Below are 23,600 nucleotides of genomic sequence, written 5' to 3' on the forward strand. Positions count from 1 at the left end.
ATGGCACGTTTCTTCATCGATCGCCCCGTCTTTGCGTGGGTGATCGCCATCTTCATCATGCTGGGCGGCATGTTCGCGATCCGCGCGCTGCCCGTTGCGCAATACCCGGACATCGCACCGCCCGTCGTCAGCATCTATGCGACGTATCCGGGCGCATCCGCGCAGGTCGTCGAGGAGTCGGTGACCGCGCTGATCGAGCGCGAAATGAACGGCGCACCGGGCCTGATGTATACGTCCGCGACAAGCAGTGCAGGTATGGCATCGCTGTACCTGACGTTCAAGCAGGGCGTGAACGCCGATCTCGCGGCCGTCGAAGTGCAGAACCGGCTGAAGACGGTCGACGCGCGCCTGCCCGAGCCCGTGCGCCGCGACGGCATCCAGGTCGAGAAGGCCGCCGACAACATCCAGCTCGTCGTGTCGCTGACGTCCGACGACGGCCGGATGACCGACGTGCAGCTCGGCGAGTATGCGTCGGCGAACGTCGTGCAGGCGCTGCGCCGCGTCGAGGGCGTCGGCAAGGTGCAGTTCTGGGGCGCCGAATATGCGATGCGGATCTGGCCCGACCCGGTGAAGATGGCCGGGCACGGCCTCACCGCGTCGGACATCGCGTCGGCCGTGCGTGCGCACAACGCGCGCGTGACGATCGGCGACATCGGCCGCAGCGCGGTGCCGGACAGCGCGCCGATCGCGGCGACCGTATTCGCCGACGCGCCGCTGAAGACGCCGGCCGATTTCGGCGCGATCGCACTGCGTGCACAGGCCGACGGGTCTGCGCTGTTCCTGCGCGACGTCGCACGCATCGAATTCGGCGGCAACGACTACAACTATCCGTCGTACGTGAACGGCAAGGTCGCGACCGGCATGGGCATCAAGCTCGCGCCGGGCTCGAACGCGGTGTCCACCGAGAAGCGCGTGCGCGCGACGATGGACGAGCTGTCCGCGTACTTCCCGCCGGGCGTGAAGTACCAGATCCCGTACGAGACCTCGTCGTTCGTGCGCGTATCGATGAACAAGGTCGTCACGACGCTGATCGAGGCCGGCGTGCTCGTGTTCCTCGTGATGTTCCTGTTCATGCAGAACCTGCGCGCGACGCTGATCCCGACGCTCGTCGTGCCGGTCGCGCTCGCGGGCACGTTCGGCGTGATGTATGCGGCCGGATTCTCGATCAACGTGCTGACGATGTTCGGGATGGTGCTCGCGATCGGCATCCTCGTCGACGATGCGATCGTCGTCGTCGAGAACGTCGAGCGGCTGATGGTCGAGGAAGGGCTCGGGCCTTACGACGCGACCGTCAAGGCGATGAAGCAGATCAGCGGCGCGATCATCGGGATCACGGTCGTGCTGACATCGGTGTTCGTGCCGATGGCGTTCTTCGGCGGCGCGGTGGGCAACATCTACCGGCAGTTCGCGCTGTCGCTCGCGGTGTCGATCGGTTTCTCGGCGTTCCTCGCGCTGTCGCTGACCCCCGCGCTGTGCGCGACGCTGCTCAAGCCCGTGTCAGGCGACCATCACGAGAAGCGCGGCTTCTTCGGCTGGTTCAACCGCTTCGTCGCACGTGCGACGCAGCGTTATGCGACACGCGTCGGCGCGATGCTGAAGAAGCCGGTGCGCTGGCTCGTCGTATACGGTGCGCTGACCGCGGCCGCGGCGCTGATGCTCACGCAACTGCCGACCGCGTTCCTGCCGGACGAGGACCAGGGCAACTTCATGGTGATGGTGATCCGCCCGCAAGGCACGCCGCTCGCGGAAACGATGCAGAGCGTGCGCGAGGTCGAGTCGTATATCCGCAAGGACGAACCGGCTGCGTACACGTTCGCGCTCGGCGGCTTCAACCTGTACGGCGAAGGGCCGAACGGCGGGATGATCTTCGTCACGCTGAAGAACTGGAAGGACCGCAAGGCCGAGCGCGATCACGTGCAGTCGATCGTCGCGCGCATCAACGAGCGCTTCACGGGCACGCCGAATACGACGGTGTTCGCGATGAACTCGCCGGCGCTGCCCGATCTCGGTTCGTCGAGCGGTTTCGACTTCCGGCTGCAGAACCGCGGCGGGCTCGACTACGCGACGTTCAGCGCCGCGCGCGAACAACTGCTCGCAGCGGGCGGCAAGGACCGTGCGCTCACCGACCTGATGTTCGCGGGCACGCAGGACGCGCCGCAACTGAAGCTCGACATCGATCGTGCGAAGGCGTCCGCGCTCGGCGTGTCGATGGACGAGATCAATACGACGCTCGCGGTGATGTTCGGCTCCGACTATATCGGCGACTTCATGCACGGCACGCAGGTGCGGCGCGTGATGGTGCAGGCCGACGGGCTGCACCGGCTCGATCCGGACGACGTGAAGAAGCTGCGCGTGCGCAACGCGCGCGGCGAGATGGTGCCGCTCGCGGCGTTCACGACACTGCACTGGACGCTCGGGCCGCCGCAGCTCACGCGCTACAACGGCTATCCGTCGTTCACGATCAACGGCTCGGCCGCGGCAGGCCACAGCAGCGGTGAGGCGATGACCGCGATCGAGCGGATCGCCGCGAAGCTGCCGGCCGGCATCGGCTATTCGTGGTCGGGGCAATCGTTCGAGGAGCGGCTGTCGGGCGCGCAGGCGCCGATGCTGTTCGCCCTGTCGGTGCTCGTCGTGTTCCTTGCGCTCGCGGCGCTTTACGAGAGCTGGTCGATCCCGTTCGCGGTGATGCTGGTCGTCCCGCTCGGCGTGATCGGCGCAGTGCTCGGCGTCACGCTGCGGATGATGCCGAACGACATCTATTTCAAGGTGGGGCTGATCGCGACGATCGGGCTGTCCGCGAAGAACGCGATCCTGATCGTCGAAGTCGCGAAGGATCTCGTGGCGCAGCGCATGTCGCTCGTCGACGCCGCGCTCGAGGCCGCCCGGCTGCGGCTGCGGCCGATCGTGATGACGTCGCTCGCGTTAGGCGTCGGGGTGCTGCCGCTCGCGTTCGCGTCGGGCGCCGCATCCGGCGCGCAGATGGCGATCGGCACCGGCGTGCTCGGCGGCGTGATCACGGCGACCGTGCTCGCGGTGTTTCTCGTCCCGCTGTTTTTCGTGATCGTCGGCCGCTTGTTCGACGTCGGCCCGCGCCGGCGCGGTGCGGCGCAGCCGGCGACGATGGAGGGTTCGCAATGAAGTTTGCGCTGAATGCACGCGCCGCGCTGCGGGTTCAGCTCGCGCTGGCCGCCGCGCTCGCGCTCGCCGGGTGTTCGCTCGCGCCGCGCTATGAGCGGCCGGCGGCGCCGGTGCCGGCGACTTATGCGCCGGTCGACGGCAGCGCGGCGTCGGCTGCCGAACCGGCCGCGGCGCAGGACGCCGCGCTGCTCGACGACTGGCACGCGTATTTCACCGATCCGGCGTTGCAGGCGTGGATCGACGCCGCGCTCGCGAACAACCGCGATCTGCGGATCGCGGCCGGCCGGCTCGACGAAGCGCGCGCGCTGTACGGCGTGCAGCGCGCGGAGCTGATGCCGTCGGTCGACGCGAATCTCGGCTATGAGCGCGCACGGCAGTACGACCCGGTCGTACGCGAAAGCGCGATCAGCGGGCTGTACCGCGCGGGCGTCGGCGTCAGTGCGTACGAGCTCGACCTGTTCGGCCGCGTGCGCAACCTGTCCGATGCAGCGCTCGCCGAGTATTTCGCGACGGCCGATGCACAGCGCACGGTTCGCATCGGCGTGATTGCCGAAGTGGCGGGCGCGTACGTGTCGGAACGCTCGCTGCACGAACAGCTTGCGCTCGCGCAGCGCACGCTCGATGCGCGCGAACGCATGGCCGCGCTCACGCAGCGCCGCTATGCGGCCGGCACGAGCGACGCGATCGAGCTGCGCTCGGCCGAAATGCTGGTGGCATCGGCGCGTGCGTCGCAGGCCGCACTGCAGCGCGAGCATGCGCAGGCCGTGCGGGCGCTGCAGCTGCTGGCGGGCGATTTCGCGCGTAACGCGCCTGGCGATGCGAGCGCGCTCGATACGCTGTCGATCGCACCGGTGGCGCCGGGCGCGCCGAGCGCGCTGCTCGAACGGCGGCCGGACATCCGGCAGGCCGAGGCGCGGCTCAAGGCCGCCAATGCGCAGATCGGCGCCGCACGCGCGGCGTTCTTTCCGCGCATTGCGCTGACGACCGACTACGGCTCGGTCAGCGACGCGTTTTCGAGCCTGTTCTCCGCCGGCACGAGCGTGTGGACGTTTGCGCCGCGCATCACGCTGCCGATCTTCGCGGGCGGCCGCAACCGCGCGAACCTCGACGTTGCGAATGCGCGAAAGCACATTGCGGTCGCCGAATACGAGAAGACGGTGCAGACCGCGTTCCGCGAAGTGGCCGACGCGTTCGCCGCACGCGACTGGATCGATCGCCAGCTTGCCGCGCAGCAGGACGTGTATTCGGCCGACGGCGCGCGGCTGAAGCTCGCGGAACGCCGTTATGCGGGTGGCGTCTCGACGTATCTCGAACTGATCGACGCGCAGCGCAGCACGTACGAGTCGGGGCAGGAGCTGATCAGGCTCAAGCAGCTCAGGCTCGCGAATGCGATCGCGCTGTACCGTGCGCTCGGCGGCGGCTGGACGCCGGCATCGGCGGAGGCCGCGGCTTCCGCTTGAGGCGTGTGCCATCGCCCGACGCCGCTGCGTGTCGGGCGACCTGATGGCGGCCGTACGATCCGGCGTGCGGCCGCCGCTTCGATTGTCGTGCTGCCCGCCGTATCGCCGATCACGGTCGGTACTTCCTTTCGCTGTCCGGCGAACCATCCCGACCTTCTTCATCTCGCGGCAGGGCGGTGGCACACCTTCCGCGGAACCTGCATCCAGCGACCGATCGTACCGCTCATCAGCGCAAACGGTTGCGCTGCACCCTCGTCATTTCATCTCGTCGATCCAGGCCGGAAAATCGAATTCCGATGACCGCGCATGCGTGCGATTTCCGATCTGGAATTGACGGATGGATTAATCAATGAATTGGAATTAATGAGGGCGGCAAAGTGTCGCAGTAAAACGTTTGTATTTATTCGCAATCGTTTGCGCGACAAATCCGTATTGATGAAATGCCTCGGTTAATTTCCTGTCAGTTGAAAATGATTTGATATGGGCGTTGCCGTCGGGCAACGATGGCGGCATTGGACAATATTTTGTCTTTGGGGCGATGGGTATCGTCGAGGTCAATGCTGACAAGGCAGTACGGGGTGCAGGCGGTTATCGGAAAGAATTTCCCTTAATCTTCAATCGGTTCCGTGAAATAAAAAAGGACTGCGGATAAAAAATACGGGATTGAAAATTGAGTGGAAAGAATGGGGTTTTAGAGGGGAAAATCGGACATTGTCAGATGCATTTGACAATGATTTACAGAAATCTTTCATGATTATCTCGATAATGCCGCCTCGTGTCGGACGGAAGCCACCATGCGCTGCCGTTTGTGTCCGCCACGTCGTCCAATCCATTTGCACTCCTTACGGGAAACGTCATGAAAAAATCCATCCTGACCGCTGTCGCTCTCGCGGCCCTGTCCACCTCGGCCTTCGCAGCGGGCACCGGCACGATCAACTTCACGGGCGAGATCGTCGCGGGCGCATGCGGTATCGATTCGCATTCGGAAAACCAGACCGTGCATCTCGGCAAGGTACCGACTCACAAGTTCAAGCAAGTCGGCGACAAGTCGGATGCGGTCAGTTTCGATATCAACCTGACCGACTGCGACACCAGCATCTCGAAGACCGCGCTCTTCACCTTCACGGGCACGTCCAGCGCGGGCCAGCCGAAGCTGATCGCGACGGTCGGTTCGGCAACCAACGTTGGCATCCGCCTGCAGGCCCCGTCGGGCGAATACCTCGACAACGGCGTCGAGCAAAAGGCGCCGACCGTTCTGTCGAACGGCACGAACGTCGTGCGCTTCGCGGCGATGTACGAGTCGACGGCTGCCGACGTGACGCCGGGTACCGCCGACGCCGTCGCGAACTTCACGGTCCGCTACCAGTAAGCATCCGTACCGGAGGAGGGGTGCGTGCATCCCTTCCTCCTTCTGCTTTCCTCCCCGTTTTTTCATCTCGGACTTCCGGTAGCGCCGCGTGCGAATCAGACATTCCTTCCTTTGCGTCTCCGTGCTGGTCGTCGGCAGCCAGAGCCATGCGACGGAATTCAATTCGTCGTTCCTCGACATCGACGGAACGAGCAATGTCGACCTGTCGCAGTTCTCGCAGGCCGACTTCACGCTGCCGGGCGAGTACATGCTCGACGTGCAGGTCAACGACCTGTTCTACGGGCTACAGGCGATCGAATTCATCGCCGTCGACACGTCCGGTGCGGGCAAGCCCTGCCTGCCGCCGGAGCTCGTCGCGCAGTTCGGGCTGAAACCGTCGCTTGCGAAGGACCTGCCGCGCTTCCAGGGCGGACGTTGCGTCGACCTCGGCGCGATCGAGGGCGCGACCGTGCGTTACCTGAAGAGCGACGGACGGCTCAAGATCACGATTCCGCAGGCCGCGCTCGAATTCAGCGACTCGACCTATCTGCCGCCGGAGCGCTGGTCGGAAGGGATTCCCGGCGCGATGCTCGACTATCGCGTGATCGCGAACACGAACCGCAACTTCGGCGCGGGCGGCGGGCAGACGAATTCGATCCAGGCCTACGGGACGGTTGGTGCGAACTGGGATGCATGGCGCTTTCGCGGCGACTACCAGGCGCAATCGAACGTGGGCAACACGGCATACGCGGACCGCACGTTCCGCTTCAGCCGGCTGTATGCATTTCGCGCACTGCCGTCGATCCAGTCGACGGTGACGTTCGGCGACGACTACCTGACCTCTGACATCTTCGACACGTTCGCCTTGACGGGCGCGTCGATCCGCAGCGACGACCGCATGCTGCCGCCTTCGCTGCGCGGCTATGCGCCGCTGATCTCGGGCGTGGCACGCACCAACGCGACGGTGACCGTGTCGCAGGCGGGCCGCGTGCTGTACGTGACGCGCGTGTCGCCGGGCGCATTCGCGCTGCAGAACATCAACACGAGCGTACAGGGCACGCTCGACGTCGCGGTCGCGGAAGAGGACGGCAGCGTGCAGCGCTTCCAGGTGACGACGGCCGCCGTCCCGTTCCTCGCGCGCACCGGGCAGCTGCGCTACAAGGCCGCGGTCGGCAAGCCACGCCTGTTCGGCGGCGCCGGCATCACGCCTTTCTTCGGCTTCGGTGAAATCGCGTACGGCCTGCCGTTCGACATCACCGCATACGGCGGTTTCATCGCGGCGTCGGGCTATACGTCGGTCGCGCTCGGCGTCGGCCGCGATTTCGGGACGTTCGGCGCGGTATCGGCCGACGTCACGCATGCGCGGGCGCGTCTGTGGTGGAATGGCGCGACGCGCAACGGCAACTCGTATCGCATCAATTATTCGAAGCACTTCGATGCGCTCGACGCCGACGTGCGCTTCTTCGGCTATCGCTTCTCCGAGCGCGACTACACGAACTTCGCGCAATTCTCGGGCGACCCGACCGCGTACGGCCTCGCCAACAGCAAGCAGCGCTACTCGGCGACGATGTCGAAGCGCTTCGGCGACACGTCGACCTATTTCTCGTACGACCAGACCACCTACTGGGCGCGTTCGTCCGAGCAGCGTGTCGGCCTCACGCTGACGCGCGCGTTCTCGATCGGCACGCTGCGTAACGTGAACGTCAGCGTGTCGGCATTCCGCACACAGAGCGCGGGCGCGAGCGGCAACCAGTTCTCGGTCACCGCGACGCTGCCGATCGGCGGCCGCCACACCGTCACGTCGAACCTGACGACCGGCAGCGGCAGCACGAGCGTGAACGCCGGCTATATCTACGACGATCCGGACGGCCGTACCTATCAGGTCAATGCGGGCGCGACCGACGGCCGCGCGTCGGCGAACGCGAGCTTCCGCCAGCGCACGTCGGCGTACCAGCTCACCGCGCAGGCGTCGTCGGTGGCCAATTCCTACGCGGCTGCGTCGCTGGAAGTCGACGGTTCGTTCGTCGCGACGCAGTACGGCGTGTCCGCGCATGCGAACGGCAATGCAGGCGACACGCGGCTGCTGGTGTCGACCGACGGCGTACCAGACGTGCCGCTGTCCGGCACGCTCTCGCACACCGATTCGCGCGGCTATGCGGTGCTCGACGGCATCTCGCCGTACAACGTGTACGACGCGACCGTCAACGTCGAGAAGCTGCCGCTCGAAGTGCAGGTGTCGAACCCGATCCAGCGCATGGTGCTGACCGACGGCGCGATCGGCTTCGTGAAGTTTTCCGCCGCGCGCGGCAGCAACCTGTACCTGACGCTGACCGACCCGGCCGGCAAGCCGCTGCCGTTCGGCGCATCGGTGCAGGACGCGGCGAACGGCAAGGAGCTCGGCATCGTCGGCGAGGCCGGCGCGGCGTTCCTGACCCAGGTTCAGCCGAAGTCCACGCTGGCGGTGCGCGCGGGCGAGCGCACGCTCTGCACGGTCGATGCACTGCCGAACCAGCTCCAACTCGAAGGCACGCCAATCCCGGTGACGTGCCAGACGCCCGGCGAGTCGCATGCAGCGACCGCGCGGCTCGAACGATGATTTCATGGATCCAGCGATGAAGAACGCTTTCTCCCTTTCCTTTTCGCGGCGCGCGTGGTGCGCGCTCGCGACCGCCGGCGCGCTGCTCGCGGGCGCCGCACAGGCGGCGATCGTCCCCGATCGCACGCGCGTGATCTTCAACGAAGGCGAGCAGGCCGCGATCGTGACGATCACGAACAAGAGCACGACGTATCCGTATCTCGTTCAGTCGTGGCTCGAGGACGCGAAAGGCAACAAGATCACGACGCCGCTGATGGTCGTGCCGCCGCTGCAGCGCATTGAGGCGAACGAGCGCAACGTGCTGCGCATCGCGAGGCTGCCGGGCACCGAACTGCCGGCCGATCGCGAATCGGTGTTCTACCTGAACATCCGCGAAGTGCCGCCGAAGACCGACACGCCGAACTCGCTGCAGATCGCACTGCATACGCAGATGAAGCTGTTCTACCGGCCGAAGGCCGTGCAGCCCGCGCGCGACGCGGACTGGACGCTGCCGATGACGCTGCGCGTCGACGCTGCCGTGCACAAGCTGGTGTTCGACAATCCGACGCCGTATCACGTGACGGTGGTCGACGTGACATCGGGCGCGCAGAAGACGCCGGTGCCGATCGACCCGGTAATGGTGAGCCCGATGAGCACGGCCGACGTGCCGTTCAAGGCCGCGACGCCTTCCACGTTGTTCGTCACGCATATCGACGATTACGGCGGCCAGGTGGCGGTCGAGTATGCGTGTGAGGGCGGTGCTTGCAAGAGTGTGAAGAAATGAGCGGCGTGCAACGAAACGGCATTGCGTCGCGAATGCCGGCCTGGCTCAGGTGGTGTGCGCTCGCGCTGTTCGTCGTGTTCGCGCAGCCGGCGTGGGCACTGAAATGTATTGCGGACAACGGCGGCCTGTCGCAGATCGAGGCGATCGGCAATGTCGCGTCGTATCCGACCGATGCGCCGGATGGTTACGTGATCTGGGTGTCGCCGCCGCGCACGACAACGGGCTATTGCTACAAGGATATCGGCGGACTGCAGAATTTCCCCGAACAGATCTACTTCTACGCGAACCCGGAGAAACAGAATCCGGCCGCGTGGGGGCTCGAAGTCGGCATTCGCTTCGAGGGCACCGATTATTACGGACGCAGCAGCCAGCCGGGGAACGGCATTGACTCGCACCGCTCCGTGAAAATCTGTGAGCTGAACGACCGGCAGGTCGATGCCGGGATGTGTCCGAAATGGCCCATCAGCATTACGTATCAGGTGGTCATTCGCAAGCGGGGGGCGTGGACGAGGCCACCCTCGGATATCTACGCGGTGTTTCAGTTCGACGGCGAGCGCGGACTGAACAGCAAGGGAAGCTTTCGCTACAAGCTGAGCGGTCTGCAGAATCTCAAGCCGACACCTTGCATGGTCGACGTGAAGGTCACGCCGGAGCCCGGTATCGTGAAGTTCGGCCAGGTTCAGGCGACGCGCAACGGTTTCTCGCCCGCGGTGCCGCGCCAGTCTTTCAGTCTCGCGCTGACCAAGCAATGCAACGTGCCGGTGCGCGTGGACGGCTACTTCGAGACTTCGCAGACGGTGCAGAACGGGCTGCTCGTGCCGGATCCGAAGAGTAATTTCGGCATCGGCATCGAGGACCGAAACGGCAAGGCGATTGCGTTCAACGAACAATTCGTGCTCGCGCAGATGCCGGGAAGCGTGAACTACCAGAGCGTGACGCTCGATGCCGTGCTGAAGGCGTTCGGGCCGCCGAAGATCGGTCCGTTCAACGGTACGGCGACGATTCGATTGTTCATCTACTGACGACGGCAGGCCCGCCCCGGGCGAAGACGATGGGCGACGTTCGCTTCCGGTGATGACTTACGGCAAGGTCGGGCCGTGCCGAGGTCGCGCAATGTCGTTGCTTAAGCAACCACATCCGACAACGACCGCGTGTCCGTCCTCCGGCGATCGACCACCTCGCTGCGCCGTTCGAACCGATACACGACGGCGGGCGGAAAATTCATCCACGCGATTCCTACCCGCACGGCGCGAATGCGCATGGCTTCCAGATAGCGTGCCGGGATCGGGCAGCGCGGCACATACGTGAACTGATAGAACGCGCCACCGGCAGCCAGATGGCGCGCGAATGCACAGTGCACGATCGCGACGGCCTGTTCGACCGGCATCGCGACGAGCGGCAATCCGCTCACAATCGCATTGGCCCGTTCCCCGCCGAAGAAGTCGCCCGTCATCCCGAGCTGGACCGCATCCATCTGCATGATCCGCAACGTGGGGAACTGATGCCGCAGCGCGTTGGCGAAAACGGGATCGGCTTCCACCAGTACCAGCCTGTTGCTCGCGACGCCGCGCGCGAGCAGGGCACGTGTGAACACGCCGGTGCCCGCACCGAGTTCGATTACCGCTGCGCCGTCGAGCGGGACATGTGCCGTAATCAGTGCGGCGAGCGCCGGCCCGGACGGCGCGAGCGCGCCGACCCGGCGCGGATTGCGCAACCAGGTGCGCAGGAACAGCATCCAGTCAGGGATTCGCATCGACAAGCTCCCGGGAAATCGATCGGTCAATGACAGGCGCGGCTAGCCGGCCGCTTGCGCGGCGAGATAGCCGGCCGTGATGAACAGCGTGTTCCAGAGCGCGATGCCGGCCGCGGCACCGGACGCGAAGCGCGCGAAACTCGTTTCCAGCAAGCCGGCGAGCGCCGGCGCGACGAGCCGGAGGAACGGCACCATTTGCGACCACAGCGCGAGCCGCGTGGGCCGTGCGCGGATGCCTTCGATCAGCGCGTCCATTCTGTCGGGCTGCAGCCGGCCCAGCGGCGCGACGCGGCGCAGCAGTGCAAGCACGCTGTCTTGCGGCCACAGATTGCCGAGCGCGTAATGAATGACGCAGCCCGCGAAGCTGCCGAGCACCGTGACGACGATCGCCTCCGGCAGCGTCCATGCGCCTTGCGCGCCCGCGACGCCGATCATCGCGAGCAGCACGTGGGACGGCAGGACGGGAATCAGCCGTTCGATCAGCGACAGACCGGCGAGACAGGCAATGCTGTTGGCGCCGGCCAGGCTGAGCGCGAGGCCGAACGGCACGAGCGTGGCGAGCTGGTTCATCGCGCGGCTCCCGCGCGGGATGCGCACAACGCACGCAATCCGCGCGGCCTTTCATGCCAGAATGCCTCGCACCGGGACGGCGCGAAGCGCGCGCGTTGTGTCGTCTTGCATCGCAGCAACGGAATCGAAGAAACGAATACGGTCATGACGGGCCTCTCGGGAAAGCGCCAGCTGCATTGCACCCGGCAATGCGGCGAACGACACGCATCGTGACCTCTCGGATTTAAGAAGTTTTTAATCGCGGTCCGTCAGGCTGGCGACCTCGCCATTCGAGGAGCGAAACCGATGCATATCCTGCTGGTGGAAGACGATGTGATGCTGGCCGACGCCGTGCGCGCCGGCCTGGCGCAAAACGGCTGGCGCGCGGACTGGTCGGCCGATGTGCCGGCCGCACGGCTCGCGCTCGTCGGTCACGACTACGACGCGGTGCTGCTCGACCTGCAGTTGCCGGGCGCGTCCGGCTTCACGCTGCTCGCCGCGATGCGTGCGAACTACGACGCGACCCCGGTGTTGATCGTGACGGCGCGCGATCAGTTGAGCGACCGTATCCGCGGCCTCGATGCAGGCGCCGACGACTATCTCGTGAAGCCGTTCCAGCTCGACGAACTCTATGCGCGGTTGCGCGCGCTGACGCGCCGCAGCCAGGGCCGCGTGTCGGAGCGGCTCGTCTACCGCGACATCCACGTCGATCCGTCGCGCAAGGAAGTCACGCGCGCCGGCGAGCCCGTTGCGCTCAGCATTCACGAGTACCGGACGCTGGTCGCGCTGATGGAGCGGCAGGGGCGCATCGTCACGCGAACGCAGCTTGAAGCGCGCGTGTACGGCAATGACGGCGCGATCGAAAGCAACACGATCGCGGTGTACATCCATCAGCTCCGGCGCAAGCTCGGCGACGAACTGATCGTGACGGTGCACGGCTTCGGCTATCGCGTCGGGGAGGGCACGGCATGAGGTCGCTGCGTGTGCGCCTGCTCGCCACCGTGATGGCGACGGTCGTCGTGTTCTGGGCCGGCTGGGGCGCGTTTCTCGGTATCGGCTTGTGGCGCGAACAGCGCGGCTGGCGCGACGGCATGCTCGAGGGCGCGGCGCAACTGCTGCTGCTGTCGTTGCCCGATGCGATCGATCGCCTGCCCGAGGCGCGTGCCCAGGCGGTGCTGCCGAAAGCCGCGTACGGCAAATACGACGTCGCGTTCCAGATCTGGGTCGATGGCCGCAACGTCATGCACAGCGCGGATGCGCCGGGGCCGGCGCTCAAGGCCGACATGCAGGACGGATACGGAGTGAGCGCCGGGCGCGGCGTCGCGCACGACGAGACCTGGCGCGTCTATTCGCTCGCGGATCCGGCCGGCCGGATTCACGTGCAAACAGGCGGGCCGGCGACGACCTGGCAGGAGAAGGCGAACAATGCGCTGCAACTGGGCCTGTTCAATACGGCGGTGATGCTCGCGATGCTGGGCGTGGCGATCTGGTGGGCGATCCGCTGGTCGTTCGGGCCGGTGCGCGACGTTCAGCGGGCGATCCAGCACAAAGCCGCATTCGATTTCTCGCCGTTGCCGCTGATGACGCTGCCGCGCGAACTCCGGCCGCTCGTCGAGTCGTTCAATCGCCTGCTCGCGCGGCTGAGTCAAGCCGTCGATACCGAACGCCGTTTCATCGGCGATGCGGCGCACGAACTGCGCATTCCGCTGGCGGCGTTGTCGGCGCAGGCGGAAGTGGCGCTGCGGGCGGACAGTCCGGCGGACAAGGATGCCGCACTGCGCCGGCTGGCCACGGGGGTCGAGCGCAGCGCGCGACTGTCCGAGCAATTGCTCGAACTGGCGCGGCTCGATGCAGGGGCGCGCGCCGAGCAGCATGGGCCGGTCGACCTCGCGCGGCTCGTGACGCTGATCGCGAGCGACTTCGACGCGGCCGCCCGCGCGCGCCGGCAGACGATGCGGGTGGCGGTCGAGCCGGTGAGCGTGTGGGGCGATCTGGACGAAATCGCGATTGCGGTGCGCAACCTGATCGACAACGCGCTGCGTTATGGCCATGAGGGCGGCCGGGTCGAGATCACGTGCGACGGTGCGGCCGATGCGGACGGCGGACGCGTCAGGTTGCATATCGCGGACGACGGACCGGGCGTGCCGCTCGACGAACGCGCACGGATCTTCGAGCGCTTCTACCGGGTGCCCGGTACGGCGCAGCCGGGAAGCGGCATCGGCCTGTCGCTGGTCGCGCGCATCGCCGAATCTCACGGCGGGGCGGTCGAGGTAGCGGCCGGTATCGACGGGGCCGGGCTCGCGGTGATCCTCTCGTTCCCGGTCTGGCTGGCGCCGGAGCGCTGGCAGCGCTAGCGCGGGCGCCTGCGCCGTTCCAGCCGCCAAAACGAAAAAAGCGCCGGCTTGCCGGCGCTTTCCCGTATCCGCGGTGCGGCGCTCAACGCACCCAGCGGCACATCTTGTGATGGTGATGGTCGAAGTGACACACGCGGTGCGGATGCGCCTCGGCGATGGCCGGCACGAGCACGGCGGCGGCAACGGCCGCGACGGCGAGCGATTTCAGTAGCGTTTTCATGTTGAAGTCCTGGTCGTTGAAAAGTGAATCACGGGAAGGGGGCGGGTCTTACCACTGCGGCCGCTGATCGTCGCGCCGGTCGTCCCGATGGTCGTCGCGGCGATCGTCGCGACGGTCGTCATATCCGCGCTGATGCTGCGCTTCCCAGTCGCGGCGCTCCCAGTAGCGATTCCCGTCCCAGTAACGATCGCCATGCCAGCCGATCGTGACTTGAGCCGGGCCGGCTGGATAGGCAACGCACCCGGTCAGCATCACGCTCGACAGCGCGCCAACCATGACGGCGGACAACACGATGGATTTCATGGTTTTCTCCCTTGGAAACGGCACCCCGATCGTACGAGCCCCCAAAATTTCACGTGGTAAGAAGTTGCTACCGCACATGACAGGCGCAGGCGCTTCGTCAGGCGAGTGAAAGATCGTGCCGACGTGTCGCAAGCCGGTCACGCCATTCGGATTGGCCGACGACCGCGTACCAGGCCCACCGACGCGCGTCCCATCCGCCCGGGCAACGATTTCGGCAATTGTTCAGACAAATCCTGACAACTGAAAGGGTCATCTGGTAATGTGATTGAGAATGATTTGCGTTTACGTTAAATTGCGCTATCTCGGAATTTGACGGAGCAGATCGATGGCCATGGCGGAAGTGCTCGACCGACCGGCGGCAGCAGCGGCGAACCCGTTCCTCGGCAGTTATCCGGACCTGCCGCCGCGCGCCGCGCCACGGGCGCACCGTGCCGCGGAGCCCCGCGCGCAGGGTGCGCTGCTCGACGTGCTGATCTCGCATCGTTCGATGCTCGTCAATGTCGCGCGCGGCTTCGTCGGCTGCGCGAGCCGCGCCGAGGACGTCGTGCACGACGTCTTCGTGAAGCTCGTCGAATTCCCGAACCAGGACGCGGTGCGCCAGCCGGTCGCGTACGTGACGCGGATGGTGCGCAATGCGTCGATCGACGCATGCCGCCGGCAAAGCCTCGAGAACGTCTATCACACGGAAGAGGACGACGGCTTCGACGTGCCGTCGCCCGAGCCGACACCGGAAGCCGCGCTGATGACGCGCGATACGCTGCGGCGCGTGTGGGCCGCGCTCGAGGATCTGCCGGCGCGCAGCCGCGAGGCCTTCGAGATGGTGCGGCTGCGCGAGGAAACGCTGCAGACCGCGGCGCGCGCGCTGAACGTGTCGCAGACGCTCGTGCATTTCATGGTGCGCGACGCGGAGCGTCACTGCGCGGAATGCCTCGACGCGTGCCAGCGTGGCGTCGCGTGCCCGGTGTTCCTGGGCGGCCGCGCGCGGCGGCGGTAAAAAAACGCGCCGGCCAATCGTCTATCAGACAGGAGCGGCCGAAACCGCCGCTTCGCCTCCTTCAACCGTCTCAGCGATTTCCGATCATGACGCAAGCCCCGACGCCTTCCGCCGACACCGACGATCTCGTCTACACGGTCGTCATCAACGACGAAGAACAGTACTCGATCTGGCCGACGTTCCGGCCCGTGCCGGCCGGCTGGCGCGAGGTCGGCGTGAGCGGCCCGAAGGCGGACTGTCTCGCGCACATCGAGACAGTCTGGACCGACATGCGCCCCGCGAGCCTGCGCCGCGCCATGGACGGCGAGCGCGCGTCGCGCGCATCGTGACCTGCTGCGCCGCGTGTGCGGCGCGCCACCTGAAGAGGACGTTGCATGACCCTGCTTTCGTTGCCGACGCTCGACGACCTGCGTATCGAGCCGGGGCTGCCCACCGTCGTGTCGCCGCGCGGCAGCGACAGCCTGTCGATCGATGACATCGTGCCGCTGGCGCGCGAGATCGCGGCCGACACGCTCGAACGCGCGGGCGGCGTACTGTTCACGGGCTTTCACGTGCCGTCGATCGATGCGTTCCAGCAGTTCGCGGCATCGTTCGGCGATCCGCTGATCGGCTATGAATACGCGTCGACGCCGCGCAGCCAGGTCGAGGGCGCCGTCTACACGTCGACCGAATATCCGCCGCACCGCGGGATTCCGCTGCACAACGAGCAGTCGTACACGCGCGAATGGCCGCTGCGGATCTGGTTCCACTGCGCGCTCGCCGCGCCGAAGGGCGGGGCGACGCCGATCGCGGACAGCCGCGCCGTGTATCGAGCGCTCGATCCGGCGCTCGTCGCGCGTTTCGAGAAACGCGAGCTGCTGTACGTGCGCAATTTCGGGCAGGGGCTCGACCTGCCGTGGCAGCAGTCGTTCGGCACCGCCGAACCGGCCGAGGTCGAACGGATGTGCGCGGCGCGCGGCATCGAATGCGCATGGCGCACCGACGATGACGGCGAGCTGCTGCTGCGCACGCGCGAACGCTGCCAGGCCGTCGCACGCCATCCGCGCACCGGCGACCGCGTGTGGTTCAACCAGGCGAACCTGTTTCACCTGTCGGCGCTCGACGACGACATGCAGGAAGCGCTCGTCGACGCGGTCGGGCTCGAGAACGTGCCGCGCAACGTGTACTACGGCGACGGCGAACCGCTCGAGGCCGACGCGCTCGCGGAGATCCGCGGTGTGCTCGACCTGCAGCGCATCGTGTTTCCGTGGCGCACGGGCGACGTGCTGATGCTCGACAACATGCTGACCGCGCATGCGCGCGACCCGTTCGAAGGGGCGCGCAAGGTCGTCGTCGCGATGGCGCAGAGTTATACGGTCCCGCGCGACCGAACGGAGGATTGATGACGCGTAGTACCGCCGCGCTTGCCGCGCGCGGGCTGTCGGTAGGATATCGCGACCATGTCGTGATCGACGGGCTGGACCTGTCGATCGCGGCCGGCCGCGTAACCGCGCTGTGCGGACCGAACGGCTGCGGCAAGAGCACGCTGCTGCGCACGCTTGCGGGCCTGCAGCCCGCGCGTGCCGGCCATGTCGAAGTGAACGGGCAGCCGCTCGCGGCGTTTCGCCGTCGCGCGCTCGCGCGCGAGCTGACGATGCTCGCGCAGTTCAACCAGATTCCATCGGGCCTGACGGTGCGCGAACTCGTCGCCTACGGGCGCTATGCGTACGGCGGCTTCCTGCGCGGCCTGTCGCGGGTCGACCATGCGGCGATCGACGAGGCGCTCGGCACGAGCGGCCTCGCCGACGATGCGGAGCGCGACGTCGGCGCGCTGTCGGGTGGCGAGCGCCAGCGCGCGTGGATCGCGATGGCGCTCGCGCAGCAGGCGCCGATCGTGTTGCTCGACGAACCGACGACCTATCTCGACATTCATCACCAGCTCGACATCCTCGACGCACTGCGCACGCTGAACCGCACGCGCGGGCTGACGATCGTGTGGGTGCTGCACGACCTGAACCAGGCGGCTGCATACAGCGACGAAATCGTGCTGATGCGCGCGGGCCGTCTCGTCGCGCAGGGCACGCCCGACGCGATGCTCGATCCGGCGCGGCTGCGCGCGGCGTTCGGCGTCGAGATGCTGAAGCTGGCGCATCCGCAGACGGGCGCGCCGATGTGCGTGCCGGCCTACGGCCCGACAACCGACGGCGCGCCGCAGACGGCCGGCGTCTTCGACCGGGATCTCGCCGTATGACCACGTTCGCGATGCGCAAGCGCCTCGCGGCGACGGGGAAGGGTGCGGCCACGGGGCGGGCCGGCACGATCGCGTTTGGCCTCGTCGCGCTGATCGCGATACTCGCGGCGCTGCGCGTCGCGCCCGACCTGCGCGTGTGGTGGAGCGCGGTGCCCGGCAGCGATGCCGCGGCGCTTGCGCACGTGTTCCTGTTCGACCTCAACCTGCCGCGCGTCGCGGCCGCGCTCGTCGCAGGCGGTTGCCTCGGCATCGCGGGCGCGCTGTTCCAGTCGCTCACGCGCAATCCGCTCGCGTCGCCCGACTTGCTCGGCGTGACGGGTGGCGCCCAGCTCGGCCTTCTCGCGGCGATGCTCGTGCCGGCGCTGGCCGGCGTCGCGACGGTGCCGCTGCTGTTCGTGTGCGGGCTGGCCGCCGCCGCGTGCGCGATCGTCGCGGCCGGCGGCTGGCGTGCGACGCCGCTGCGGCTCGTGCTCGCGGGCAGCGTGTGCATGCTGCTGTTCGCCGCGCTGTCGACGCTCGTGCTCGCGTTCTTCGAACAGAACATCGCGGGCGCCGCGCTGTGGACCAACGGCAGCCTGTACCAGCCTGGCGCAACGGGCCTCGCGCTCGCCGCGCGTTGGCTCGTCGTGCCGCTCATCGCGCTGCCGTTCGTGATCCGGCCGCTGAATCCGCTCACGCTCGGCGACGACGCAGCGGCCGCGGCCGGCGTGCGCGTCGACGCGACGCGGCTCGCCGCGACGATCGTCGCGGTTGCGTTCACCAGTGTGGCCGTCAGCATCGCGGGCCCGCTGTCGTATGTCGGCCTCGTCGCGCCGAACCTGCTGCGCCAGGTACGCGGGGCGCGTGCGGCACGGCTCGGCGTGCTGGTGCCGTTGTCGGCGCTCACCGGTGGCGCGCTCGTGCTCGTCACCGACAGCGCGGTGCTCGCGTCGGGCCTCGACGCGACGCTGTCGACGGGCGTCGCGATCGCGCTGGTCGGCACACCGCTGATGCTCGCGATGATCCGGCGCGGCGCCGCATGGTCGGGCGTGCTGCATGCGGATGCAGAACGCGCGGCGGGTGGCGGTTCGACGCGGCTCGTCGGCTGGCTCGAACGGCTCGGCTGGCCGCTACGCACGGCGCTGTTCGTCGTGGTCGGCGCACTCGTGGTGTGGGTCGGCGTGTCGACCGGCCCCGACTGGTTGTCGCCCGCGCGCTGGTCGGCCGCGTTGTCGGGCCAGGACGCGCTCGCGCGGATGCTGATCGACCTGCGCATGCCGCGCCTGCTGTGCGCGCTGCTCGCGGGTGCGCTGCTCGCCGTCAGCGGCGTCGCGATGCAAAGCGTCGTGCGCAATCCGCTCGCGGGCCCCGAAGTGCTCGGCGTCACGCAGGGCGCGGGGCTCGTCACGCTGTTCGCGTTGTCGACGTGGCCGCTGATGGGCCATGTGACGCTTGCGGCGGCCGCGTTGATCGGGGGCGGCCTGTCGCTCGCGATCACGCTCGCGCTGAATCACCGGCATCGCTATGCACCGCTCGCGGTCGCGCTGACGGGCATCGTGATCGGCGCGCTGTGGACCACGCTCGCGCAGTGGCTGATCACGCAGGAAAGCGTGCAGCCCGCGCGCTTCGTCGTGTGGCTCGTCGGCGGTACCTATGGTCGTAGCTGGGGCGAGGTGTCGATGCTGCTGCCGTGGTGCGTGCTCGCGGTGCCCGTGTTCGCATGGCTCGCGAAGCCGCTCGACATGCTCGCGCTCGGCGACGACCAGGCGGCCGCGCTCGGCCTGCCGGTGGCTGCGCTGCGGCCGCTCGCACTGACGATCGCGACGCTCGCCGCCTGTGCCGCCGTCGCGGCAGTCGGGCCGGTCGGCTTTATCGGACTGATGGCGCCGCACGTCGCGACGATGCTCGGCGCGCGCCGGCATCGCACGCGGCTGTGGCTCGCGGCTGCGTGCGGCGCGCTGATCCTTGGTATCGCGGATCTCGCGGCGCGCACGGTCGTTGCGCCGCGCGAAGTGCCGGCGGGCGTGCTGACCGCGCTGATCGGCGCGCCGTATCTGCTCGGCCTTCTGATTCTCGAGGGGCGCCGCGCGCGGCGCGCAGGGCGATGACCCCGGCGCTCGACGGCGCGCGCGCCACGCGCTTTGCGGCGTTCGCGCCGGAACCGTTCGTCGACCATCTCGACGTCGTCTGGCTCGGCATGCCCGACGATGCGCACGCGCCGGGCCGTATCGTCGTACCCGTCAGCGCATTGCCCGCGCATCGCGACGCGGTGCTCGGCGCGATGGTCGACCACTACGGCGGCGATCCCGCGCAGCATGCGCGCGCGCTGATGTCGCAATGGAGCAAATACTATTTCGGCCGAGCGGCGCCGGCGGGTGTCGTTGCCGCGCTGACGCTCGGCCGGCCGCTCGACATGAACCCGGAGCGTACGTTCGTCGCGCTCGACGACGGCATGCCTGCTGCGCTGTATTTCGCGCCGGACGCGCTCGGCGCGCCGTGCGACGATCCGGCGCCGCGCTATGCACCGCTCATCGCGCATCTCGGCGCGGTGATCGACCTGCTCGCGGCGATGGGCCGCGTCACGCCGCGCGTGCTGTGGAGCAACGCAGGCAATCTGCTCGACTATCTGCTCGACACGTATCGTTCGGTGCCGTGCGCGGCCGATCCCGTCCGCGACGCGGACTGGCTGTTCGGTTCGGCCTGCGTACGCGGCGAACCGAATCCGCTGCGGATGCCCGTGCGCGACGCCGTGCCGCGCTCGGCGCTGCTGCCGACGCCGTTTCGCGCGCGTCGCGTGTGCTGCCTGCGCTATGAAATTCCTGGAGAAACGCAACTGTGTGGAAGCTGCCCCCTGCTACTGACGATGGACGACGCGGCGCTGGCCGAGCAGGACGCGATCCGGTGATGCACGCCGGCCGCCGGCATGCGCTCGGCGCACTTGCGGCGGCACTCGGCGCCGCGTGCTGCGGTGCGCTCGGCGCATCGTCCGGCGCGGTTGCCGCGACCCTCGATGCACATCGTGCGCAGGGCGTGCGTGCACCGGGCGCCGTGTCGCTGACCGGCAATCCCGTCGTGTCGCAGGCAAGCGCGACGATGCCCGTGCGGCCGCAGCGCGTGGTCGCGCTCGACTTCATGTTCGCGGAGAGCGTGATCGCGCTCGACATCGTGCCGGTCGGGATGGCCGATACGGCGTTCTATCCGGGCTGGCTCGGCTACCAGAGCGAGCGGCTCGCGCACGTGACCGACATCGGCTCGCGACAGGAGCCGGGGCTCGAGGCGATCGCGGCGGTCAAGCCCGATCTCATCATCGGCGTCGGCTTCCGCCATGCGCCGATCTTCGAGGCGCTCGACCGGATCGCGCCGACGATCCTGTTCCAGTTCAGCCCGAACGTGTCCGACGGCGGTATCCCCGTCACGCAGCTCGACTGGATGCGGCAGATTTTCCGGACGATCGGTGCGGTCACGGGGCGCGATGCGCGTGCGCAGGCGGTCGATGCACAACTCGATGCGGGCATCGCGCGCAATGCGGCGCGGCTCGCGGCTGCGGGCAGAAAAGGCGAGCGCGTCGCGCTGCTGCAGGATCTCGGCTTGCCCGATCGTTACTGGGCCTATACCGGCAACAGCACGTCGGCGGGCCTCGCACGTGCGCTCGGGCTCGATCCGTGGCCGCAGAAGCCGACGCGGGAAGGCACGCTGTACGTGACGTCGGCCGATCTGCTCCGGCAGCGCGACCTGGCCGTGATGTTCGTGACCGCATCGGGGCTGGACGTGCCGCTGTCCGCGAAACTCGATTCGCCGGTGTGGCGTTTCGTCCCCGCGATGAAGGAACACCGGATCGCGCTGATCGAACGCAATATCTGGGGGTTCGGTGGCCCGATGTCGGCGCTGAAGCTGGCCGACGTGATGACCGACACGATGCTGAAGCTGCCGGCCGTGAGCAAGACGTGACGGGCAGGGTGTCGCAATCGGCGTGATCGGCGTGATCGGAGCGCCACGCATCGGCAATATTCCCTTCCGAAATGCAAATCGCCGACGCACTGCCATTGCAGCGCGTCGGCGATTTTTTCGACTGCTTCTTAAGCGCTCAGCGCATCGACGCCATCCTGCGCACGCAGGCGTGCAGGCATCGTGTCGCTGACGATGCGCCCGTTGTCGAGCTTCAGCAGCCGGTCGGCGAGATCGAAGTAGCGGTCGTCGTGCGTGATCACGATCACGGCCTTGCCGCGCGCGCGCAGCTCGGGCAGCAGCTGCTCGTAGAACACGGCCTTGAACGACGGGTCCTGGTCGGCCGCCCATTCGTCGAACAGGTAGAACGGCCGGTCTTCCAGATAGGCGACGACGAGCGCGAGCCGCTTGCGCTGCCCGGTCGACAGCGCGCGCGTCGAGAACGCGCCGTCGACCACTTTCACCTTGTGGTCGAGCGCGAGCTTCGCGACGAGCGCATTCGCGCGGGCATCGGCCTGTGCGCGGGACGGAGCGTCGGGGTCGACGATGCCGAGCAGCGCATCGAACAGGTGGAAATCGTTGAATACCGCGCTGAAGCGCTGCCGGTACGCGGCACGTTCGCGCCAGCCGATCATGCGGCCGTCAACCTCGATCGTGCCTTCCTCCGGCTCGTAGAGCCCCGTCAGCACCTTCGCGAGCGTCGTCTTGCCGCTGCCGTTGCCGCCGACGATGAACACGAGCTCGCCCGGCTTGATCGTCAGGTCGATCGGCCCGATGCTGAACATCCGCTCGTCGCGTTCGTGGAAGTACGCGTGCGTGACGCCGCGCAGCGTGACGGCGCCGGCCGGCGGCACGTCGGGCGCATCGGCCGCGGGCGGCACCGTGCGCAGCGCGCCGAATTCGGCCATCACGCCTTCGATCCGCTTGAGCGACACGCGTGCGGCATTGACGGTCGGCAGGTTGTTCAACAGGCCGTCGAGCGGCACGAGCATGAACAGGAACACGACGACATAGCCGGCGGCCGCGGCCGGGTCGGCATGCACGCCGAGCTGCGGCCAGAACGACGCGACGCCGAGGAACACGTAGAACAGGAAGATGATCCAGCCGACCCCGACCGCATACGCGCTGAACGCGCGGCGGCGGTGGTCGCGCACTTCGCCGATCGCGGCGCCCAGCTGGCCGTCGACGAACTGGCGGGCGCGCGCATCGTGCAGCTTCAGCTCCTTCGCGCCGGAGAACAGCGAGCCGAGATAGCCGAACAGGCGGTCCTGCGCCTGGCCGGCCGCCTCGAGCGACGCGATCGCGCGGCGGTCGCCGGTGTGGTAGCCGAGCGAGCCGGCGATGATCGCGGCCAGCGCCAGCAGGCACACGGGCCACGACAGCCACGCGAGATAGCCGAGGCAGCCGAACACGATCGAGCCGTGCATGACCAGGTTCGGCAGCGCAAAGAACAGCATCGACACGTTGGTCGCGTCGTCGGTCAGCACCGACTGAACGGGCGCCGCGCCGATCCGTTCGATGTCGCGCAGCTCGGCTGCGCCGACGCGCCGCGCCAGATGCACGCGCAACCGCGCCATCGTGTCCTGCGACAGGCGGGCGAACAGCGTACCCGACACGATCCGCGTGACGAGCGCGATTACCGCGCACAGTGCAAAGCGCCACGCGAGCGACGCATCGGCCGCGCCCGGCTGCGACAGCGCGCGGTTCAGCGTCGCGACGAGCAGCACGCTCGCGACCCCGTTCAGTACGCATGCAGTGAGCGCAAGCGTGAGCGACACGCGGCTTTCGCGCAGCAGTGCAAGGATCAGGCGCGCGGCGGGGCGGCCGGGGGAGGCGTCGAGGGACGGCGGGGAAGAAGGCTCGTGGGCGGCTGTCATCGGCAACGTCGGTAAAGGGAAGGCAGGCAAAAAACGCGGAAACGGCAAATCTGACGCGAAAGCAGCGGGCGAGGCGGGGCCCCGTTGCGGC

The 23,600-nt window shown here is 67.6% G+C and carries 20 protein-coding genes; 15 read left to right on the forward strand and 5 right to left on the reverse strand.

Features of this window, described 5'->3' with window-relative positions; all coding sequences use genetic code 11:
* The 6 genes from KEC55_RS08215 to KEC55_RS08240 all read left to right on the forward strand — a co-directional run bounded on the left by KEC55_RS08215 (position 1) and on the right by KEC55_RS08240 (position 10,327).
* Positions 1 to 3,138: a multidrug efflux RND transporter permease subunit gene (locus KEC55_RS08215; protein WP_282507462.1), complete on the forward strand. Its 3,138-nt coding sequence runs from the start codon at positions 1 to 3 to the stop codon at positions 3,136 to 3,138.
* Positions 3,135 to 4,598, forward strand: a complete 1,464-nt coding sequence (locus KEC55_RS08220) for an efflux transporter outer membrane subunit (protein WP_282507463.1) — start codon at positions 3,135 to 3,137, stop codon at positions 4,596 to 4,598. Before KEC55_RS08215 ends, KEC55_RS08220 begins: the two co-directional genes overlap by 4 nt.
* Before the next feature lie 856 nt (positions 4,599 to 5,454).
* Positions 5,455 to 5,967, forward strand: coding sequence for a fimbrial protein (locus KEC55_RS08225; RefSeq protein ID WP_282504899.1), 513 nt, complete (start codon positions 5,455 to 5,457; stop codon positions 5,965 to 5,967).
* Between the two features lie 121 nt (positions 5,968 to 6,088).
* Positions 6,089 to 8,542 (forward strand): fimbria/pilus outer membrane usher protein, encoded by a 2,454-nt coding sequence (locus KEC55_RS08230; protein WP_282507502.1) that lies wholly within the window; start codon positions 6,089 to 6,091, stop codon positions 8,540 to 8,542.
* A gap of 16 nt (positions 8,543 to 8,558) precedes the next feature.
* Positions 8,559 to 9,305, forward strand: coding sequence for a fimbrial biogenesis chaperone (locus KEC55_RS08235; RefSeq protein ID WP_282504900.1), 747 nt, complete (start codon positions 8,559 to 8,561; stop codon positions 9,303 to 9,305).
* The gene (locus KEC55_RS08240) at positions 9,302 to 10,327 is read left to right on the forward strand and encodes a fimbrial protein (RefSeq protein ID WP_282504902.1); all 1,026 of its coding nucleotides are present in this window, start codon (positions 9,302 to 9,304) and stop codon (positions 10,325 to 10,327) included. The genes KEC55_RS08235 and KEC55_RS08240 overlap by 4 nt, the downstream gene beginning before the upstream one ends.
* A 101-nt stretch (positions 10,328 to 10,428) precedes the next feature.
* Here KEC55_RS08240 and KEC55_RS08245 read toward each other — a convergent pair whose 3' ends face one another.
* On the reverse strand, positions 10,429 to 11,058 hold the full coding sequence (locus KEC55_RS08245) for a class I SAM-dependent methyltransferase (RefSeq protein WP_282504903.1): 630 nt from the start codon (positions 11,056 to 11,058) through the stop codon (positions 10,429 to 10,431).
* 42 nt (positions 11,059 to 11,100) lie between these two features.
* Complete coding sequence (locus tag KEC55_RS08250) at positions 11,101 to 11,628, reverse strand: DedA family protein (protein WP_282504904.1); 528 nt, start codon at positions 11,626 to 11,628, stop codon at positions 11,101 to 11,103.
* A 285-nt stretch (positions 11,629 to 11,913) separates the two neighbouring features.
* On the opposite strand from KEC55_RS08250, the gene KEC55_RS08255 reads away from it, so the two are divergent.
* A complete protein-coding gene (locus tag KEC55_RS08255) occupies positions 11,914 to 12,579 on the forward strand; it encodes a response regulator transcription factor (RefSeq protein ID WP_282504905.1) in 666 nt (221 codons plus the stop codon).
* A complete protein-coding gene (locus tag KEC55_RS08260) occupies positions 12,576 to 13,961 on the forward strand; it encodes an ATP-binding protein (protein ID WP_282504906.1) in 1,386 nt (461 codons plus the stop codon). The genes KEC55_RS08255 and KEC55_RS08260 overlap by 4 nt, the downstream gene beginning before the upstream one ends.
* 82 nt (positions 13,962 to 14,043) lie before the next feature.
* Here the strand turns inward: KEC55_RS08260 and KEC55_RS08265 are convergent, their stop codons facing one another.
* Together KEC55_RS08265 and KEC55_RS08270 are read right to left on the reverse strand one after the other, a co-directional pair.
* On the reverse strand, positions 14,044 to 14,181 hold the full coding sequence (locus KEC55_RS08265) for an HHHH-motif protein (protein WP_176048069.1): 138 nt from the start codon (positions 14,179 to 14,181) through the stop codon (positions 14,044 to 14,046).
* 48 nt (positions 14,182 to 14,229) lie between these two features.
* A complete protein-coding gene (locus KEC55_RS08270; RefSeq protein ID WP_282504907.1) occupies positions 14,230 to 14,484 on the reverse strand; it encodes a hypothetical protein in 255 nt (84 codons plus the stop codon).
* A 325-nt stretch (positions 14,485 to 14,809) separates the two neighbouring features.
* Here KEC55_RS08270 and KEC55_RS08275 point away from each other — a divergent pair, with 325 nt between their 5' ends.
* The 7 genes from KEC55_RS08275 (at position 14,810) to KEC55_RS08305 (ending at position 21,635) form a co-directional block, all read left to right on the forward strand.
* Positions 14,810 to 15,478: an RNA polymerase factor sigma-70 gene (locus KEC55_RS08275; protein WP_282504908.1), complete on the forward strand. Its 669-nt coding sequence runs from the start codon at positions 14,810 to 14,812 to the stop codon at positions 15,476 to 15,478.
* Positions 15,479 to 15,564: 86 nt separating this feature from the next.
* The gene (locus tag KEC55_RS08280) at positions 15,565 to 15,807 is read left to right on the forward strand and encodes an MbtH family protein (protein WP_039358664.1); all 243 of its coding nucleotides are present in this window, start codon (positions 15,565 to 15,567) and stop codon (positions 15,805 to 15,807) included.
* Positions 15,808 to 15,852: 45 nt separating this feature from the next.
* Complete coding sequence (locus tag KEC55_RS08285) at positions 15,853 to 16,860, forward strand: TauD/TfdA family dioxygenase (protein ID WP_282504911.1); 1,008 nt, start codon at positions 15,853 to 15,855, stop codon at positions 16,858 to 16,860.
* Positions 16,860 to 17,708 carry an ABC transporter ATP-binding protein gene (locus KEC55_RS08290; RefSeq protein WP_282504913.1) on the forward strand — a complete coding sequence of 283 codons (849 nt, stop codon included), beginning with the start codon at positions 16,860 to 16,862 and terminating at the stop codon, positions 17,706 to 17,708. The genes KEC55_RS08285 and KEC55_RS08290 overlap by 1 nt, the downstream gene beginning before the upstream one ends.
* Entirely contained in the window at positions 17,705 to 19,795 is a 2,091-nt protein-coding gene (gene fhuB, locus KEC55_RS08295; RefSeq protein ID WP_282504914.1) for a Fe(3+)-hydroxamate ABC transporter permease FhuB, read from the forward strand. Before KEC55_RS08290 ends, fhuB begins: the two co-directional genes overlap by 4 nt.
* On the forward strand, positions 19,792 to 20,592 hold the full coding sequence (gene fhuF, locus KEC55_RS08300) for a siderophore-iron reductase FhuF (RefSeq protein WP_282504915.1): 801 nt from the start codon (positions 19,792 to 19,794) through the stop codon (positions 20,590 to 20,592). The genes fhuB and fhuF overlap by 4 nt, the downstream gene beginning before the upstream one ends.
* Positions 20,589 to 21,635 carry an ABC transporter substrate-binding protein gene (locus KEC55_RS08305; protein WP_282504916.1) on the forward strand — a complete coding sequence of 349 codons (1,047 nt, stop codon included), beginning with the start codon at positions 20,589 to 20,591 and terminating at the stop codon, positions 21,633 to 21,635. The genes fhuF and KEC55_RS08305 overlap by 4 nt, the downstream gene beginning before the upstream one ends.
* A gap of 128 nt (positions 21,636 to 21,763) precedes the next feature.
* Here KEC55_RS08305 and KEC55_RS08310 read toward each other — a convergent pair whose 3' ends face one another.
* Positions 21,764 to 23,509, reverse strand: a complete 1,746-nt coding sequence (locus KEC55_RS08310; protein ID WP_282504918.1) for a cyclic peptide export ABC transporter — start codon at positions 23,507 to 23,509, stop codon at positions 21,764 to 21,766.
* Positions 23,510 to 23,600: the final 91 nt, after the last annotated feature.

The organism is Burkholderia cepacia (assembly GCF_029962485.1).
Classification (GTDB): Bacteria; Pseudomonadota; Gammaproteobacteria; order Burkholderiales; family Burkholderiaceae; genus Burkholderia.